The sequence below is a fragment of the Streptomyces sp. NPDC039423 genome, assembly GCF_055598725.1.
Genome location: NZ_JBVKAH010000001.1, coordinates 305,163 through 324,317 on the forward strand (window position 1 = coordinate 305,163; position 19,155 = coordinate 324,317).

Below are 19,155 nucleotides of genomic sequence, written 5' to 3' on the forward strand. Positions count from 1 at the left end.
TCTCTCTCTCCGGGGTTCAGGCGCCCGCTGTGCGGTAGCGGCGGAGGCTCACGAGCGAGCAGAGGGCGAGGAGCAGGCCCACGGACACCGCGGCCACCAGCCCGGGGTGGTCGGCGGGGAAACTGCCGCCGGTGGTCGCGGGGTTGCCCCACAGCCGGCGGCAGCAGGCGATCACGGCGCTCACCGGGTTCCACTCCGCGACCGGCCGGATCGCCGACGGGATGTTCTGCGGGGCCAGGAACGCGTTGGACAGGAACGGCAGCACGATCACCACGAACGGGGTGATCACACTGATCGTCTCCACGTTGCGCAGGGTCAGCGCGAAGAGCACGCCCAGCCACAGCATCGCGTAGACGAACACGGCGATCAGCGCGAAGCCGGCCAGCACGGACAGCGGCCCGGCGTTCGGGCGCCAGCCCAGCAGCAGCCCGGCGCCGGTCACGACGACCAGCCCCAGCAGCCCGACCAGCAGGTCGGCGAGGGTGTGCCCGAAGAGCACCGCCGACCGGCCGATCGGCAGCGACCGGAACCGGTCCGTCATCCCGCCGTGCAGGTCCAGCGCCACCGAGATCGCGGTGGGCCCGACACAGGCGAGGGCCACCTGGACGGCGCCGCCGGCGAAGACGTACTCCCCGTACGAGCCGCCGGCGGGCAGCGTGATGGAGTCCCGGAACAGGTAGCCGAGCATCACCATGCTCACCAGCGGGCTGAGCGCCACGCCCAGCACCCGGGCGGGGGCCCGCCGCAGGTGCCGCAGGCGGCGGCCGGTCACCGCGGCGACCTCCGTGAGGAGGGCCGCCGCGGGGGCGGGGCGGGGGATCGAGGCGGCCGTCGTCATGACCGACCGCCCTCGTGCGCGGCGTGCCAGCGCGCCAGTTCGGCGGTGACGGCCGGGCCGATCTCCCGGAGCGGTCCGGCGCTCATCATGTCGTCGTGGGTGCAGGCGACGTGGTGGACGTCCATCGGCCCGTCGAACACGGGCTTCCACAGCCCGACCTTGTTCGTCCGTTCCCCGTCGGAGAGCGGTGACTCGGAGACGAAGAGCTGCATCCTGCCGTCGTAACGGCCGGGCGCGTAGCTCGACTTCAGAGTCTGGTGATGACTCATCAGATCGACCATGCGGGCCATCCGGTCCTCTCCCATCCGGGCCAGCGGGCTGTTGTCACGACGCAGCGCGTCGAAGACGTCCCGGACGGTCAGGTCCCGGTCGCCGTACTCGGAACGGTGGTGCCCGATGCCCTCCAGCAGCCAGGCGTACAGCGACTGCTCCTCGCGGTCGTCGGGCACCCCGGTGCGGGGGTAGGCGTCGAGGACGGTGAGCACCCCGACCTCCTCGCCGGCGGCCCGTAGCTGCACGGCCATCTCGTAGACGATCGTCCCGCCGAACGACCAGCCCAGCAGGTGGTACGGGCCTTCCGGCCGGACCTCCTTCATCCTCCGGACGTAGTCGGCGGCGATCTCCTCGACCGAACCGGGCAGCGGCGCGAAGTCCACCACGCACGGGGCCTGGATGCCGTAGATCGGGTGCTCGGGGCCGATGTGCCGGGCGAGCGGCAGGTACGGCAGGCTGAAGCCGACGCCGCTGTGCACGCAGAACACCGGCGGCCGGTCACCGGTCGGCCTGATGCACAGCATCGTGCTGAACGGATCGTCCATGCCGGGCTCCGCCGGGGCGGCCAGCGCCTCGGACATCAGCTCCGCCCCGCCCAGGCGCCCGGGCGCGGCCGGGGCCGTGACCGGGCCGCCGCGGCAGACCTCGGCGAGCTCCGCCACGCTCTGGTGCACGAACACATCGGCGATGGTCAGCTCCAGCCCGGCGTTGCGCGCCCCGTGGACCAGGAGCAGGGACTTCATGCTGTCCATGCCGGCGTCGAAGACGCTCTGCTCCACCCCGATCTCCGGCAGCCCCAGCACCTCGGTGACGATGTCGTGCAGCACCGCCTCGGTCTCGTCGCGCGGCGCCGTCCCGGCCGTGTCCCGCGCCGCGTCGGGCGCGGGCAGCGCGGCCCGGTCCACCCGGCCGTCCTGGGTCAGCGGCAGCGCGTCGAGCACCACGAACACCGAGGGCACCATGTACGGGGCCAGTGCCGCGCCCGCCGCCTTGGCGAGCGCGGCGGTGTCGACCACCGCGCCCTCGGCGGGCACCACGTACGCCACCAGCCGGACGTCACCGGGACGGTCCTCGCGGGCCACCACCGCGGCCCGCTCGACCGAGGGCCCGGACGCCAGCTCCCATTCGACCTCGCCGAGCGCGACCCGGAAGCCGCGCACGCGCACCTGGTCGTCCGAGCGGCCCACGTGCCGCAGCGCGCCGTCGGCGCCCCGCCTGACCAGGTCCCCGGTGCGGAACATCCGCGTGCCGGGCGGCCCGTAGGGGCAGGCGAGGAAGCGCTCGGCGGTGGCGGCCGGGGCGTGCGCGTAGCCCCGGGCCAGCCCGTCACCGGCCAGGTACAGCTCCCCGGTCACCCCGGGCCCGACCGGGTTCAGCCAGGGGTCGAGCACGTACGCCCGTACGTTGGCGATCGGCCGGCCCAGCGGCAGGACGCCGTCGCCGGTGTCCTCGCCGGGCTCCACCGTCCCGGACAGGGCGCCCACCGTGGCCTCCGTCGGGCCGAACTCGGTGACCACCCGCACATCCGGGTGGGCCTCGCGCCAGGGGGCCAGCCGCTCGGCCGGCACGGGCTCGTCGGCGAGGACCAGCTCCCCGGTCGGCGAGCAGCCGCCGGGCAGCGCGGCCAGCAGCGCCAGGTGGGACGGGGTGCCCTTCAGGAACGCGGCGCCGCCGCACGCCGTGGCGTCGTCCTCCGCCAGTTCGGCCAGGCGCACCGTGCCGCCGGTGACCAGCGGCAGGAACAGTCCCGTCACCGACACGTCGAACGACAGCGGGGTGGCCAGCAGCGCGTCCTCACCGGCACCGCGGTAGGCGTCCCGGGCCCAGGCCAGGTAGTTGACCACCGCGTGGTGCTCCACGACGACGCCCCGGGGGCGGCCGCCGGCACCGGCGGTGTGCACCACGTACGCCGGATGCGCCGTGCGCAGCGGGGCCGTCCGGTCGGCGTCCGTGACGGCGGTCGCCGCGGCGGCCTTCACCGCCGGGCCGTCCACCACCACCGGCACCGTCCCGGTGGCCAGCATCCGCCGGGCGAGGTCACCGCTGGTGACCACCCGCAGCGGCGCGGTCCCGGCGAACATCCGCTTGAGCCGCGCGACCGGCTCGTCGGCCTCCACCGGCAGATAGGCCGCGCCGGACTTCAGCACGCCGAGCACCGCGACGACCGCCTCCGGCGACCGGGGCAGCGCGAGCGCCACGACCCCCTCCGGGCCGGCACCGGACTCGATCAGGTGCCGGGCGAGCTGGTTGGAGCGGGCGTCGAGCTCGGCGTAGGTGAGCGAACCGGACTCGGACAGGACCGCCGTCGCGTCCGGGGTGCGGGCCGCCTGCGCCGCGAACAGCTCGGGCAGCGTGGCGTCGGGCACCTCCAGGGCGGTGTCGTTCCACCCGGTGAGCACCAGGGCGCGCTCGTCGTCACCGAGCACGTCCACCGCGCTCAGCCGTACCCCCGGGTCGGCGGCCACCGCGCGCAGCAGCCGGACGAAGCCCGCCACCATCCGCTCGGCGGTGTCCCGGGTGAACAGGTCGGTGCTGAAGCCGAGCAGGCCCCGCATGGAACCGTCCTCGGGCCACTCCAGCAGTTGCAGCGCCAGGTCGACCTTGATCCGGCCGGACTCCACGAACGTGGGGCGCACGGTCAGACCGGGCAGCACCAGCGGCGCGTCCTCGTTGTTCTGCAACGTCAGCATCACCTGGAACAGCGGGTGCCGGGCCAGCGAGCGCGGCGGGTTGAGCGCGTCCACCACCTGCTCGAAGGGCACGTCCTGGTGGGAGTAGGCCGCCAGGTCCGCCTCCCGGACCCGGGCCAGCAGATCGGTGAAGACCGGGTCGCCCGAGGTGTCGGTGCGCAGCACCAGGGAGTTGACGAAGAAGCCGACCAGGTCTCCCAGCGCGTCGTCGGTGCGCCCGGCCACCGAGGTGCCAACGGGGATGTCGGTGCCGGCGCCCAGCCGGGTGAGCAGCGCCGCGAACGCCGCCTGCAACACCATGAACTCGGTGGCCCCGGCCCGCCGGGCGATGCCCACCAGGGTGGCGTACAGCTCCGCGTCGAGCTCGAACATGACCTCGCCGCCGGAGTTGCCGCTCACCGCCGGCCGGGCGGAGTCCGCCGGCAGCGCCAGCTCCTCCGGGAGCCCCGCCAGCGCCTCCTTCCAGTACGCGAGCTGCCGCGACACATGGCTGTCCGGGTCGTCGGGCGACCCCAGCAGCGCGCGTTCCCACACCGCGTAGTCCGCGTACTGCACCGGCAGCGGCGCCCACTCGGGGGCCCGGCCGGCGCACCGCGCCCGGTAGGCGGCGGACAGGTCGCCCAGCAGCGGCGCCATCGACCAGCCGTCGAAGGCGATGTGGTGGAAGACCAGCAGCAGGACATGGTCGTCCTTGCCGATCCCGAACAGGCGCGCCCGGAGCGGGGTCTCCCGGGTCAGGTCGAAGCCCAGGTCGTACTCGGCGTCCAGGGCGGCGGCCAGGCCGTCCTCGGACAGCGCCCGCACCTTCAGCCCGGGCCCGCCGTCCGCGGCGTCCAGCACCCGCGGCACCGGCCTGCCGTCGACCTCGGGGATCACCGTGCGCAGCACCTCGTGCCGCCCGGCGAGGTCCCCCAGCGCGGCCCGGAGGGCCTCCGCGTTCAGCCGCCCGGTGAGCCGGAACGTCATCGGCGAGTTGTACGTGCCGGTGGAGCGGGCCTCGCGGCGGTTGAGGAACCACAGCCGCTGCTGCGCGAAGGACAGCGTCCCCGCGGCACCGGCGGGAGCCGGCACCAGGGCGGGACGGGCCGTGTCGGCCGCGTCCAGCCCGCCGGCCAGGGCCGCCACCGTACGGGCCTCGAACAGGGCCCGGATGGGCAGTTCCACGCCGAGCGCCGTACGGGCCCGGCTGATCAGCCGGGTCGCCAGCAGCGAGTGGCCCCCGATGTCGAAGAAGTCGTCGTCGATCGTCACCCGGTCCAGGCCGAGCACGTCGGCGAACAGCCCGCACAGGATCGCCTCGGCGGGAGTGCGCGGCTCGCGCCCCGTCGTCGCCGTGTGCGCGCTCGGCGCGGGCAGCGCCTTGCGGTCGAGCTTGCCCTGCGGGGTCAGCGGCAGCTCGGGCAGCGCCACCACCGCGGAGGGGACCATGTAGTCGGGCAGTTCGCCGGCCAGCCGCTCACGCAGCCCGTCGGCGACGGCGCCCTCCTCGGCGAGGACCACGTACGCCACCAGGCGCCGGTCCCCGCTCTCGTCCTCCCGTACGGTCACGGCCGCCTGCGCCACGCCCTCCTGGGCCAGCAGCGCCGACGACACCTCGCCGAGCTCGATGCGGAAACCGCGGAGCTGCACCTGGTCGTCGGCCCGGCCCACGTAGTCGAGCTGCCCGTCGTCCAGCCGCCGCACCAGGTCCCCGGTGCGGTACATCCGCTCGCCCGGGGCGCCGTACGGGTCGGCCACGAACCGCTGGGCGGTGAGGTCCGGGCGGCGCAGGTAGCCGCGGGCCAGGCCGCCGGAGACGTACAGCTCCCCGGTCACCCCGACCGCCACCGGCGCCAGGTCCCGGTCCAGGACGTAGACGCGGTGCGCGGAGGTCGCACGGCCGATGGGCGGCCGGCCGGTCCCGGACAGCGGTCCGGCGACCGTGGAACTGACCACGGCCTCCGTCGGACCGTACCCGTTGTACAGCCGCACGGCCGACGCCCAGCGCTCCACGACCTCGGCGGGCACCGCCTCGCCGGCGACCGCGAGGCGCAGGTCGGCGGGCAGGGTGCTGCCCTCGGGCAGTCCGCCCACCACCACCGGCGGCAGACCGGCCAGATTGACCCGGGCCGAGTGGATCAGGTCGACCAGCGGCCGGCCCGGCGTACGGCACTCCTCGTCGGCGATCACCAGCGTGCCGCCGTTGAGCAGTGCCAGCATCAGCTCCCACACCGAGGCGTCGAAGCTGAACGAGGCGAACTGGAGCACCCGGGTGTCCGCGTCCAGGCCGAAGCGCTCGACCAGGCTCGCGACCATCGTCATCAGCCCCTGGTGCGCCACGGCGACACCCTTGGGCCGCCCGGTGGACCCGGACGTGTAGATCACGTAGGCGAGGTGGCGGGCGTCCAGAGGGGCGCGGCGCTCGGCGTCGGTGACGTCGCCGGCCGCGTACCCGGCGAGCGCGCCCGCCGTGGCGGCCGTGTCGACGGCGATGACGGCCGCCGCACCCAGGGGCAGCCGCTCGGCGATCTCCCCGCTGGTCAGCACGGCCACCGGGCGGGCGTCGTCCAGCATGTACGCGATGCGGTCCGCCGGGTAGGCGGCGTCGACCGGCAGATACGCGGCACCCGCCTTGAGCACCGCGAGCGCCGCCACCACCATGGCGGCCGAGCGCGGCAGCGCCACGGCGACCAGGTCCTCGGGGCCGACCCCGCGGTCGACCAGCAGCCGGGCCAGCCGGTTGGCGCGGGCGTTGAGCTCCGCGTACGTGACCTCCTCGCCGCCGTCGAGGACCGCGACGGCGTCCGGCGTCCGGGCGGCGTGCTCCTCGAAAGGCACCGTCGCGGGACGCGGGGCGACCGGCGCCGGCTCACCGGCCCAGGCGCCGAGCAGCAGCCGCCGCTCGTCGTCGCCGAGCGCGTCCACGTCGCCGAGGCGCGCGCCCGGGGCGGCGACCAGCGCCCGGAGGACGTGGACGAAGCGGCTCACGACCGCCTCCACGCCCCGGGCGTCGAAGACGTCCGGCCGGTACTGCGCCTCCAGCCGCAGGCGCTCGCCGGGGAACACCCCGAGCGCCAGCGGGTACTCGGCGATCACCCGGGCCTTCCAGTCGAGCATGGACAGGCCGGGGACGTGGTCGCCGATGCGGTCGAGCACACCGGTCGGGTAGTTGTGGAAGCTCACCACCGTGTCGAACAGCTCCCCGACACCGCCCAGTTGCTGCACCTCGGCCAGGCCCAGGTGCTCGTACGGTTCGAGGGCGAGCCGCCGCGACTGGAGGTCGGTCAGCATCTCCTCCAGGGTCGTCCCCGGGCTCAGCGTCACCCGCACGGGCAGGGTGTGCATGAACGAGCCGACCATCTGCTCCACGCCCGGCAGTTCGGCGGGCCGGCCGGAGACGACCGCGCCGAAGGTGACGTCCCGGCGGCCGGTCAGCCGGCCGAGGGCCACCGCCCAGGCGCCCTGCGCCACGGTGTTCATCGTCAGTCCGCGTGCGTGGGCCCACGAGGTGAGCGCCCGCGTCAGGTCCTCGGGCAGCTCGGTGACCCAGGTCCCGGGCAGCGTCTCGACCCGGGCCCGGTCGGCGGGGCCGAGCCGGGTCGGCTCGTCCACCCCGGCCAGCTCCCGGCGCCACGCCTCCCGCGCGGCCTCCTTGTCCTGCGCGCCCGCCCACTCCAGGTAGCCGCGCACCGGGACCACCGGCGGCAGCGCCGAGGCGTCGCCGCCGTTCGACCACAGGGTGACCAGCTCGTGGGCGAGGACGGCCGACAGGGACCAGCCGTCCACCAGGATGTGGTGCGCGGTCCACACCACCCGGTACCGGTCGGGGCCCAGCGTGTAGACGGTGAAGCGGGTCAGCGGGGCCTCGGCCACGTCGAACCGGCGCAGCCACTCCTCGTCGGTCAGCCGGACCGTCTCCGCCTCCCGGTCCTCCTCCGCCGCACCGGTCAGGTCGACCTCGTGCCAGGGGAGCTCCACGGAGCCGGGGACGAGCTGCACCGGGTCGCCGGTGTCCCGGTCGCGGAAGCAGGCGCGCAGGGCGTCGTTGCGCTCCAGCAGCGCCGCCACCGCCCGCCGCAGCACGTCCTTGTCCAGCGGCCCGCTGATGTCCATGAGGACCTGGAGGGTGTACGCGTCCATCCCGTGCCGGTCGAACTCGGCCTGGAACAGCAGGCCGCGCTGGAGCGGCGACAGCGGCAGGACGTCCGTCAGGTCCTCGACCTCCCGCTCGTAGGCCTCGATCTCGTTCTGGCCGATCGCGACGAGCGGGAACTCCGACGGGGTGCGGCCGCCCGCCCCGGGGCGCCGGGCGTGTTCGGCGAGCAGGCCGAGGGCGCGGAACCAGCCGTCGGCGAGCTCGCGGACGTCCTCCTCGGTGAGGATCCCGCCGGCGTACGTCCAGGTCGCCGACAGCACCGGGCCGCCGGGGCGGTCCTCGGTGACGGACACCACCTCGACGGGGTGGCGCAGCGGGGTGTCCGGGTGGGCGGTCTCGCCGGAGGCGCCGGACTCCATGCGCCAGGCCTCACCGGTACCGGCGGTGAACCGGCCCAGGTAGTTGAAGCCGATCTGCGGGACCGGCCGGCGGGCCAGCACCCGTGCGGTCTGCGGGTTCAGGTGCCGCAGCAGCCCGTGCCCGAGGCCGTGGCCGGGGACGGCGCGAAGCTGCTCCTTGACGCGCTTGAGCGCGGTGCCGCAGCTCGTGCCGGCCGCGGTGACGTCCTGCCGGTCGAGGTCGCCGACGTCCAGGGCGACCGGGTACACGCTGGTGAACCAGCCGACGGTGCGGGACAGGTCCGGCTCGCCCGCGACCGGTTCGCGGCCGTGCCCCTCCAGCTCCACCACCGTGCGGGTGGCGGGGACGCCGCGCCGGCGGTTCCGGTCCGCCAGGGCGAGGGCAAGGCCGGTCAGCAGCACCTCGTCCACATCGGCGTGGAACAGCGCCGGGACCGTGGTGAGCAGCTCGGCGGTGCGCTCGGCGGACAGCTCGACGGTGACCCGTCCGGCGGTCGCGCGGGTGTCGCGGGCCGGGTCGACGGGCCGGGTGCCCAGCAGCGGTTCGCCGGGGTCCGACTGCGCGGTCCACCAGGCCAGTTCACCGGCGCGCCGGGCGGTGCGGGCCTCCTGGGACAGGGCGCCCGCCCAGCCCCGGAAGGAGGTGGGGACGGGGTCGAGCCGCACCGGGCGGCCCTCGGACGCCTGGTGCCAGGCGGCTTCCAGGTCGGGCAGCAGGATGCGCCAGGACACCCCGTCCACGGCGAGGTGGTGGATCACCAGGAGCAGGCGGCCCGGCCGGCCGGGGCCGGCGTCGAGGTGCACGGCCTGCACCACCAGGCCGTCCTCGGGCCGCAGCCTGCCGCGCGCGGCGGCCAGTTCGGCGGCCAGCGGGTCCGCCCCGGTGCCGGCGGCCGCGTCCGTGCCGTCGCCGGGGCCCGCGTCCGTGCCGGAGACGTCGACGCGGGTGAGGACGTCCGCGGCGGACACCGCCCCGACGGGCAGCGTCTCCAGCGACCACAGCCCCGGAGCCGGGACGGCCAGCCGCGTCCGCAGGGTGTCGTGCGTGTCCAGCAGTGCCTGTACGGCCGCCGTCAGCGGGGCGCCGCCGGCCCCGGCGGGCACCGCGACCGTGACGTACTGGCTGAACTCCCGTGCCGCGTCGGGCAGCTCGGCGAGCTCCTCGCGGAGCTGGTCCACGATCGGGGTGGGCTCGATCTCGCCGACGCCGTCCCGGGCGGCCGCCGGTGCCTCGTCCTCGACGGGCCGCGCGGCCGCCGCGATGGCCGCGGGCGTGCGGTGCAGGAAGACGTCGCGGGAGGTGATGACCAGCCCGGCCTTGCGGGCCCGGCTGACCACCTGGATGGAGCTGATGCTGTCGCCGCCGACGGCGAAGAAGCTGTCGTCCCGGCCGACCGACGGCAGTCCGAGCACCTCGGCCACCACCTGGGCGACGATCCGTTCCACGGGGCCGCGGGGCGCCTCGGGCGCGGTCGCGGCGGGCGCGGCGGCGGGCGCGGCATGGGCCGGCACGGGCAGGGCCTTGCGGTCCACCTTGCCGTGCGCCGTCAGCGGCAGGGCGTCCAGGGCCACCAGGGCCGCCGGCACCATGTAGCCGGGCAGGACCCGGGCGAGACCGTCCCGCACCGCGTCGGCGTCCGGGGCGGCGGCGTCCACCGCGTCCGTGGCGCCCACCGTGTCCGTGGCGTCCGCCCCGGGCACGTAGTAGCCGATGAGCCGCTTCTGCCCGGCCGCGTCGGCGCTCGCGGTCACCACCGCGTCCGAGACGCCGGGCAGCGCGCGCAGCGCCGCCTCGACCTCGCCCAGCTCGATGCGGTGGCCGCGGATCTTGACCTGGTGGTCACGGCGCTCGATGAAGTCGAGCTGCCCGTCCGCCCGCAGCACCACCCGGTCACCGGTGCGGTACATCCGGGCGCCGTGGCCCGCGAACGGGTCGGCCACGAAGGTGGTGGCCGTGCGGCGCGGGTCGCCGAGGTAGCCGCGGCCCACCCCGGCGCCGCCGATGAAGAGCTCGCCCGGCACCCCGCGCGGCACCGGCCGCAGCTCGTCGCCCAGCACGTACAGCAGCGTGTTGCGCAGCGGGCGGCCGATCGGGACGTACACCCCGTCGATGACGTCGCCGCGGCGGACGTAGGCGTGCGTCACGTCGTCCGAGCACTCCGTGGGGCCGTACATGTTGACCAGCGGGACGGACGGGTAGCGGGCGAACCAGCGGTCGCACAGGCCGGGCGCGAGCGCCTCACCGTTGGAGATCATCCAGCGCAGGGCGGGCAGCCGGGGGGCGCCGCCGGTGGTGTCCCAGGCGTCGAGGGTGGCGCGCAGCAGGGACGGGACCACCTCCAGCACGGTCAGCCCCTCGTCGCCGATGACGCCGAACAGGGCGTCCGGGTCGGCCGCGGTCTCCCGGCTCACCACCCGGACCCGGCCGCCGACCAGGAGGGTGGTCAGCGTCTGCCACACCGTGATGTCGAAGGTCACCGGGGCGTTGTGCACCAGGCTGTCCGCCCGGGTGAGGGAGAGCTCCTCCACCTTGGCGAGCAGGTGGTTGACCATGCCGCCGCGCTGCACCATGGCGCCCTTGGGCTTGCCCGTGGAGCCGGAGGTGAAGATGACGTACGCCAGGTCCTCGGGACCGCCCAGGACGGGCGCCAGGTCGCCGGGCGCGTCCTCGGCGCCGTCCAGGACCAGCAGCTCCAGCTCCCGGCCCGCCTCCGCGACCAGCCGCTCGGCCAGGCCCCGGTTGACGGGGTCGGCCACCAGGCAGGTCGCCCCGCTGTCCGCGAGCAGCGCGGTCAGCCGGGCGTGCGGCGAGCGGGCGTCGAGCGGCAGGAAGGCCCGCCCGGCACCCAGCACGCCCAGCTCGGTCACCACGAAGTCCCGCCCGGGCTCCGCCAGTACGGCCACCAGGCCGGTCCCGGCGAGCCGGCGGGACAGCGCCCCCGCCCGGCCGGCCAGCCGCGCGTAGGTCAGGCTGCCGGTGTCGTCCGTCACGGCCACCGCGTCCGGGCGTTCCGCCGCCCGGGCCCGTACCCGCTCGACGACGCCGACGTACGGCTCGGGCCGCGCGGGGCCGGTGAGCACGGCGGTCAGCCCGGCCCGCTCGCCGGGCGTCAGCAGCTCCAGCGCGCCGAGCGGCTCGTCGGAGCCGGCGGACACGAAGCGGTCGAGCCAGCCGATGAACCGCCGCAGGTGGCCGCGCGCCTCGTCGCGGTCGTAGCGGCTCTCGTTGGCGCTGAGGTCCACGCCCACACCGGCCGCGCCCTTGTCGGCGACGGTGAACTCCAGGTCGTCCACCAGCCCGGTGGACGGGCTCTGGAGGACGGCCTCGCACGGACCGATGGTCAGCTTCTCGATCTGCGGCATCATGTTGAGGAACGGGCCGAACGGCCGCCGGTCGTCGCTGGCCAGCCCCATGCCGCGGCGCACCTTGCTGACCCGGTACCGCTGGTGCCGCAGCGCCCCGGTGATCTCCTTGTGCGCGGCGGCCAGCAGCTCGCCCCGGGTGGTGCGGGGGCCCGTCCGCAGCCGCAGCGGCAGGTAGTTGACGACCATGCCGGGGATGTTCTGGAGGGTGCCGCCCACCCGGGCGGTCACCGGCAGCGACAGCATGACCTCGTCGGTGCCGGTCAGGCGCTGGGTGTAGGCGCCGAGCGCGGCGACCAGCACCGTCTGCCAGGTCACCCGGGCATCCCAGGCCACGGCGCGCAGCCGGTCGGCGAGGTCGTCGGCGAGGACGGTCCCCTCCCGGAGGAACGTCTGGGCCGGCGCGGCGTCGCGGTGGGCCAGCGTCACCGGTGCGGGGGCGTCGGCGAAGCGCGCCTCCCAGTAGGCCCGGTCGCGCTCCTGGCGCGGGGAGCCCTCGTAGGCCGCCTCCGCCTCGATCAGCGTGCTCAGCGGGGCGAAGCGCCCCTCGTCGAGCGGGGTGCCCGCGGTCATCGCCTCGTACAGGGCCGACAGCCGCTGCCAGTAGATGACGTAGCTGAAGCCGTCCGACACCAGGTGGTGGTTGAGCAGGCAGAAGATGGTGCGGTCCGCGGCCAGCGTGAAGACGCTCAGCCGGAACAGCGGGGTGTCGCCGCCCACCGTGAAGGGCACCCGCAGGTCGGCCCGGATGGCGTCGTTGGCCGCTGCCTCCGGGTCGGCCGCGCCGCTGACGTCGGTGACGGTCAGCGGCAGGGCGGTGAGCTCCTCGACGACCTGGCGGGGTTCGCCGTCGACCTCGAAGAAGCGGGCCCGCAGGCACTCCGACTCCTCGGCGAGCCGGGCCAGCGCCGCGGTGAACCGCTCCCGGTCCAGCGGGCCCCTGATGTCCCAGTAGATCGCGGTGTTGTACGTGGCCCCGCCGCCGGTGAGCCGTTCGTCGAACCAGATGTCCTTCTGGCCAGCGGTGAGCGGCAAGCCGGCCGTCGGCACACGAGTCATTGCAATCCCCTCGGAAAGTTCACCAGGTCCATGCCACCGTCCCGGCCGCCGGATCGCGGTCACCGCTCGACGCTCACGGGCATGGGGCCACGCAGAAAACGCGGGAGCGCCGCCCCGCCGGCCGTCCGGGGCCGGCAGGGGCAGCGTTGTCTCCCAGGGTGGTCGAGCGCGCTGACAGCGCACTGACCGGAAACTGACGGTCCGCCCGCGGGCGGCCGGGGTCAGCCGCAGCCGCCCGCGTGGCCGTCGTCGGCCGACCGGCCGATGCCGACCGCGCCGGCCGTGACGGGGGGCAGGGACGCCGCCGGGGGCGTCGTGCCGCGCAGGTGGGCCACGAAGTCGCCGAGCCGGTCCAGGCCCCAGAACCGGTTGAAGCCGCGGACGAGGAACGGCACTCCGAAGACGCCGTCCGTACAGACGTCCATCAGCGCGTCGACGCCCCGCTCCCGCAGCTCGGGGTCGTCCTTGGCGCGGGAGACCACGTCCGGGTCGATCCCCAGCTCGCGGCCGATGCCGGCGATGGTCGCCGGGTCGCACACGTCCCGGCCCTCACCGAACCGGGCCCGGTAGACCGCGGCGATGTACGCGTGCCCCAGGCCCTCGCGGGCCGCCACCAGGTAGCCCAGGTGCGGGACCTCCCACACCGGGTCGACGTCCACCGGCCAGGTGATGGGGATCCCGCGCGCCTTGGTGATCCGGCCGACGTCCTGGAGGACGTACCGGTTCTTCTCGCGTGACATCTCCGAGTACGGGAAGCGTCCGCCGCGCTCCTGGAGCATCCGCGCGCTGACGGCGTCCGGTTCGAAGAACGGCCGCCATTCCAGCAGGCCGACCAGATCCTGGTGGTGCTCCGTCAGCTCCCGGTACGCGAGCCACGAGTACGGGCTGCGCAGCGAGAAGTAGAAGCGCGGGGTGTTGTTCCTGGGCATGCAGCTCCTTCACGGGGATCGGACACGGGGGTCAGACGACGAGGCCGCCGTCGACCCCGAAGACCTGTCCGGTGATGTAGGTGGCGCGGTCGGAGACGAGGAACGACACCAGGTCCGCCACCTCCCCGGGGCGGCCGAGGCGGCCCAGCGGGATCCGCTCGGTCATCGTCCGGGTGTGCTCGGGCGCCAGCCCGGAGAGCATGTCCGTGTCGATGAAGCCCGGGGCGACGGCGTTGACCCGCACCCCGTAGCGCCCCGATTCCTTGGCCAGCGCCTTGGTGAAGCCGATGATCCCGGCCTTGGACGCCGAGTAGTTGGTCTGCGTCGCGTTGCCGTACACGCCCGCCACGGACGACAGCGTGACGACGGTGCCCGCCCGGCGCTTCATCATCGAGAACACGGCGGCCTTGCACAGGTGGTAGGTGCCGTCCAGATTGGTGCGCAGCACCGCGTCCCAGTCCGCGTCGGGCATCATCACCAGCGGGTTGTCGCGGACGATGCCGGCGCAGGAGACCGCCGCGTGCAGCGGCCCGAGCGCCTCCTCGGCCGCCCGGACGAAGTTCTTCGCCGCCCGCGGCTCGGCGACGTCGGCACGCGCGGTGAACACCGCCGCGCCCTCCTTCTCGGCCTCCTCGGCGGCCGACCGCGCCGCCTCCTCGTCGGACCGGTAGCAGAACGCGACGTCGAAGCCGTCCCGCGCGAGGCCGGTGACCACGTGCCGCCCGATCCCCCGGGAGCCCCCGGTCACCAGCGCCACCCTGCGGGCGTTCGTCTCCACTCAGCTCTCCTCGTTCGTCGCGGCGGCCAGCAGTGCGCAGCCGGCCGTGCCGTCCCGGTCGACCGCCGTCACGAGGGCGAGCGCACCGGGCGGGGTTCCTTCGTCGTCGAGCACCGTCAGCGCGGCCGCGAGCTGGAGGTTCGCGCTCACCGCCGAGGTGTCGCCCAGCAGCGCGCGCAGACCGAGCGGGCGGGGTCCGGCCGGGCCGAGCACATCGGCGACGGCGGCCTCCTCGACACCGGCCTGCTCCCCGCCCGTCTCCGCCGGGGCCACCACCCGCACGTCCTCGGGCCGGGCGCCGGCCTGCTTCAGCGCGTCGCGCACGCAGTCGGCCAGCGCGCCCCGGGCGCCGGACGGTTCGGTGAAGGCACGGAACCGGGTGGTCAGCAGCCGGGCCCGTACGCGCCGGCCGGCGGCCCGGGCGTCCTCGGCGGTCTCCAGCAGGAACACCGCGCCGCCCTCGCCGAGCGGGGTCTCCCGGTCGTCGCCGTCCCGGCCGTGCCACTCCAGCCAGGCGCGCTGGACGGAGTACTCCTCGGCCGCCCCGCACAGCACGCGCGCGCAGTGCCCGCCGCGGTGCAGCCGGGAGGCGTAGCTCAGCGCGGTCAGCCCGGTCAGCCGGCCGCCGGCGATGGTGGTGTTGGGGCCCTTGATGCCGTGCCAGATGGCGCTCTGCCCGGCGGCCCGGTTCATCACCGTGTTGGGGAAGCGGGCCGGGTCGACGTGGTACGGGCGCTCGCCCACGAGCGAGTCGCGGGTGAAGTCCATGATGCTCTGCACGCTGCCCGAGCCGGTGCCGAGCACCAGCCCGGTCTCCTCGGGCCGGGACGTCAGTTCGTCCCCGCCGTCGGCCAGCAGCAGACCGACGGCGGTCACCGCGATGGCGGTGACCCGGTCCATGGTGCGGGTGCCCTTGCGGCCGATGTGCTCGGTGACGTCGAAGTCCGGGATCAGCGCGGCCTCGTCGAACGGCCCCGGCCAGGCCTCCCGGTCGAGCGCGGTGACGGCGCTCCGGCCGGCCAGGACGCCCGCGCGGAAGGGCTCCGCGCCCACTCCGTACGGGGTCACCGCCGACCAGGTGGAGAAGACCAGTGCGGACATCAGGCGGCCTCCCGGTGCCGGCCCAGGACGAGCACGGCGTTGTTGCCCGCGAACGCGAGCGCGTTGTTCTGCACCACGGACAGGTCGGCGGGCCGTGCCTCGTTGGGCACGCAGTCCAGCCCGCAGTCCGGGTCGGTCTCGCGGTGGTTGATGGTCGGCGGGATGAATCCCTCGGCGATGGCCAGGGCGCAGGCGGCCGAGCCGAGCGCGCTCGCCGCGCCCATGCTGTGCCCGACCATCGACTTGATGGAGACGGTGGGCGGCGGGACGTCGAAGACCTGGCGGATCGCGCCCGCCTCGGTCACGTCGTTGGCCTTGGTGCCGGTGCCGTGGGCCGAGATGAAGTCGACGTCCGCCGCGCTGATCCCGGCGTTCCGGTGGGCCAGCGCCATGCAGCGGGCGAGGCTGTCCCGGTCGGGGGCGACGGGGTGGTGGGCGTCGCAGGTGAGCCCGTACCCGAGGACCTCGGCGTAGATCCGCGCCCCGCGGGCCCGGGCGGACTCCAGGCTCTCCATCAGGAGGATGCCGGCGCCCTCACCGGTGAGGATGCCCTTGCGGTCCCGGTCGAAGGGCTGGCACATCTCGGGGGCGATGGTGCCCAGCCGGTAGAAGCCGGCGAAGGTCTTGCGGCACACCGCGTCGGCCCCGCCGGCCAGGGCCACGTCGACGTCACCCGCGCGGATCGCGTCGTAGGCGCTGCCGATGGCGTAGTTGCCCGCCGCGCAGGCGGTGGGGATGGTGAGGGCCTCGACGTCGGTCAGCCCGAGTTCGCGGACGATGCCCGACGAGAGCCGGCCGGCGTGGGCCCGTCGTACGATCTGCCGGCTGAGCCGCTCCGGGCCCCGGTCGAGCTGCTCGCCGGCCAGCAGGTCCAGGTCCCGGGACTCCGCGTCGGTGGTGCCGACCGACACCATGGCCCGCCGGCCGCGGAGCTCGTCCGGGTCGATGCCCGCGTCGGCGACGGCCATGGTGGCCGCCGCCACGGAGAACTGGGTCGCCCGGCCCAGTTCCTCCGGCCGGGCCGTGCGGATCCACTCCGCCGGGTCGAAATCGGTGACCTCGCACCCGTTGGCGTGCGCGAAACCGGTGGTGTCGAAGGCCGTGATGGGGCTGGCCCCGCTGCGGCCCGCCCGGAGCCCGGCCAGGAACTGCTCGACCCCGAGGCCGATGCTGGTGACCAGGCCGAGTCCGGTGATCACCACCTGGCGGGGCCGCTGATCGTTGTCGTACACCCTGCACTCCCGTCCTCGCGCCCGGCCCGGGCGGCGCCCGGCCGGGCAGCGCCGGCTACTTGGCGGCCACGGCCTCGTCGACGACGGCGATCACGGCGTCGAGGTGGACCATGCGGGGCAGCACGCTCTGGTCGAGGTCGATGCCGTAGGCGCGCTCCAGGGTGGAGAGGATCTCGATGGCACCCATCGAGTCGGCCTCGTGGTCCTCCTTGAACCGGCTGGTGCCGGTCATCTCGGACGGCTCGATCTCGAGGATGTCGCAGATGATGCCCTTGATCTCTTCGCGCCGTTCGGCGCTGGTGGCTGTAGTCATGCAGACGATGCTGGAGTACGCGGCTGACAGCGCACTGACCGCGAACTGACGCGCGGCGCCGAGGACGTGGCGGTCGGTCAGCCCGCGGTGGGCGTGGCCTCGGGGAGGTCGGTCAGGAAGCGCCGGACCTCGCGGAAGTCGTCGGGGTGCTCGGTCATCCAGGACCAGTAGCGCGGGATGGTGCGGGCGTAGGCGCAGTAGTAGCGGCGGATGCTGTCCACCAGGTTCCCCAGGGTGGCCTGGCCGAGCGAGTCCGTACGCCACACCAGCACCATCTCGTAGGTGTGCGCGTCGGCGATCGGGACCAGGCTGATGTCCTTGGTGGCACCGGTGGGCACGGTCAGCGCGGCCACGCCGGCCTCGCGGACCCAGCTCATCGCCTCGTGGTGACCGCGCACCCGGTGCACCGAGGTGGGGCGGCCGTCGACGAGGTCGGCGAACGCCGCCTCCTCGTGGTCGTGGAACCAGTGGCCCCGCGAGTACCGCACCCACTCCAGGGACCGCACCTCGGCGGCGGTCACCGGTCCGTGTCCGGCCAGCGGGTGCCCCGGGGGCACCGCCAGCCACACCGGCTCGCGGACCACGACCGCGGTGCTCAGCGGTACGTTCCCGCCCTCGGCGGGCTGCCCCTCCGGGGGGCTGGGCACCAGCGCCAGGGTGAGTAGCCCGTCGGCGACCGCCCGCATCGCGTCGGCCGGGTCCACCGTCTCGGTCTGCACCTCGGCGGCGGGCAGGCACGCGGCGATGGCGTCCCTGAGCGTGGGCGGTGTCCACTCGACGTTGCCGACGCGCAGGGTGGTGGTGCTCTGCGCGGCCACCTCGGCGATGAAGGCGTCACCGCGCCGGGCGAGGTCGACGAGCATCGGTATCAGCCGTTCGCCGAGCGGGGTGGGCACCACGCCGCTGTGCGAACGGACGAACAGGTCCCCGCCGAACTCTCTCTCCAGGCGGCGTAGTTGGGAGGAGAGGGCAGGCTGCGGAAGGTTGAGCTGGGCTGCGGCCGCGGAGATGCTCCCCGCGCTTGCAATGGCGGCTACGAGTCGGGCATGCCGTAACTCGACGCGCATCGCGGACCCAGCCCTCCCCCGCTTCCCCCGGACATATGGGCCCTCGCGTCCGTCCCCCTGTCAGGTCACGCGCGAGCCGTGTGCAGCAGGGTAATTGAATCACGCGGGTGCCGGGGTGCCCCGGAATTTTCTCCGGGGGCGTAGGCGGCGGGAGCGGCGGGCGGCCGCGGGTGGGGCGCGGCGGGTGGCGGGGCCGCGGGTGGGGCGCGGTCAGCCGGTGAGGGCGAGGGCGCCGTGGGGACGCCCGAGGGTGTCGTCCTGGTGGAGGATCGCCTCGTACACCGCGTGCAGCGAGCGGCCGGGCTCCACGCCGAGGTCCTCGGCCAGCCGGCGACGGGCCCGGTGGAACACGTCGAGGGCCTCGGTCTGTCTTCCGTCGCGGTACAGCGCCAGCATCAGCAGCTCGCTGAGGCGTTCGCGGCCCGGGTGCTCGGCGGCGAGCTGCCGCAGCTCCGGCACCGGTACGCGCTCCACACCGACCGCGAGCTTGGCGGTGACGAGGTCCTCGTGCGCGGTCAGCCGGCGCTCCTCCAGCCGGACGGACGCCGACCGGCAGCGGAAGCCCTCGCTGACGTCCAGCAGGGCCGAACCCCGCCACATGCCCAGCGCCTTCTCCAGCAGCCGCACCGCCAGCGCGGGGTCGGGGCCGACCAGCGCGGCGCCCCGGTCGGCGAGGCCGGCGAAGCGGTGGGCGTCGACCGACTCGGCCGGGACGTCCAGGACGTAACCGGTGCCGACGGTGCGGACGAGGTCCCGGCCGTCCCGGCCGGCCACGGACGCCAGGAGCCTGCGCAGCCGGGTCACATTGGCCTGGAGGGCGTTCTTCGCGTTGGCCATGCGCTCGTCGCCCCACAGCTCGTCCATGAGCTGGTCGACCGGAACGGGCTGGCCCGGGGCGAGGGCCAGCAGGGCCAGGACCGAGCTCACCCGCTTGGAGGTCACCCCCCAGGTCCGTGCGCCCCGCGTCAGTACCAGTGAGCCAAGTATGTGGATCTCCATGCTTTCGACACCCCCGTCT

At 74.9% G+C, this 19,155-nt stretch carries 9 protein-coding genes; all 9 read right to left on the reverse strand.

The genetic code is table 11. The features are described from left to right. Positions 1-16 precede the first annotated feature (16 nt). The 9 genes from ACZ7LK_RS01375 to ACZ7LK_RS01415 all read right to left on the reverse strand — a co-directional run bounded on the left by ACZ7LK_RS01375 (position 17) and on the right by ACZ7LK_RS01415 (position 19,136). A complete protein-coding gene (locus ACZ7LK_RS01375) occupies positions 17-838 on the reverse strand; it encodes an ABC transporter permease (RefSeq protein ID WP_392274689.1) in 822 nt (273 codons plus the stop codon). After that, the gene (locus ACZ7LK_RS01380; RefSeq protein WP_471137852.1) at positions 835-12,717 is read right to left on the reverse strand and encodes an amino acid adenylation domain-containing protein; all 11,883 of its coding nucleotides are present in this window, start codon (positions 12,715-12,717) and stop codon (positions 835-837) included. The genes ACZ7LK_RS01375 and ACZ7LK_RS01380 overlap by 4 nt, the downstream gene beginning before the upstream one ends. 221 nt (positions 12,718-12,938) lie before the next feature. After that, a complete protein-coding gene (locus ACZ7LK_RS01385) occupies positions 12,939-13,646 on the reverse strand; it encodes a 2-hydroxychromene-2-carboxylate isomerase (RefSeq protein WP_392274691.1) in 708 nt (235 codons plus the stop codon). Positions 13,647-13,677: 31 nt separating this feature from the next. Next, positions 13,678-14,424, reverse strand: a complete 747-nt coding sequence (gene fabG / locus ACZ7LK_RS01390; RefSeq protein ID WP_392274692.1) for a 3-oxoacyl-ACP reductase FabG — start codon at positions 14,422-14,424, stop codon at positions 13,678-13,680. After that, positions 14,425-15,525, reverse strand: a complete 1,101-nt coding sequence (locus ACZ7LK_RS01395) for a beta-ketoacyl synthase N-terminal-like domain-containing protein (RefSeq protein WP_392274693.1) — start codon at positions 15,523-15,525, stop codon at positions 14,425-14,427. Next, positions 15,525-16,757 carry a beta-ketoacyl-[acyl-carrier-protein] synthase family protein gene (locus ACZ7LK_RS01400; RefSeq protein ID WP_471137855.1) on the reverse strand — a complete coding sequence of 411 codons (1,233 nt, stop codon included), beginning with the start codon at positions 16,755-16,757 and terminating at the stop codon, positions 15,525-15,527. The genes ACZ7LK_RS01395 and ACZ7LK_RS01400 overlap by 1 nt, the downstream gene beginning before the upstream one ends. 55 nt (positions 16,758-16,812) lie before the next feature. Next, a complete protein-coding gene (locus tag ACZ7LK_RS01405) occupies positions 16,813-17,070 on the reverse strand; it encodes an acyl carrier protein (RefSeq protein WP_392274695.1) in 258 nt (85 codons plus the stop codon). 77 nt (positions 17,071-17,147) lie between these two features. Beyond that, positions 17,148-18,137: a LysR family transcriptional regulator gene (locus tag ACZ7LK_RS01410; RefSeq protein ID WP_392274696.1), complete on the reverse strand. Its 990-nt coding sequence runs from the start codon at positions 18,135-18,137 to the stop codon at positions 17,148-17,150. 210 nt (positions 18,138-18,347) lie between these two features. Continuing rightward, positions 18,348-19,136 carry an AfsR/SARP family transcriptional regulator gene (locus ACZ7LK_RS01415; protein WP_469464576.1) on the reverse strand — a complete coding sequence of 263 codons (789 nt, stop codon included), beginning with the start codon at positions 19,134-19,136 and terminating at the stop codon, positions 18,348-18,350. Positions 19,137-19,155: the final 19 nt, after the last annotated feature.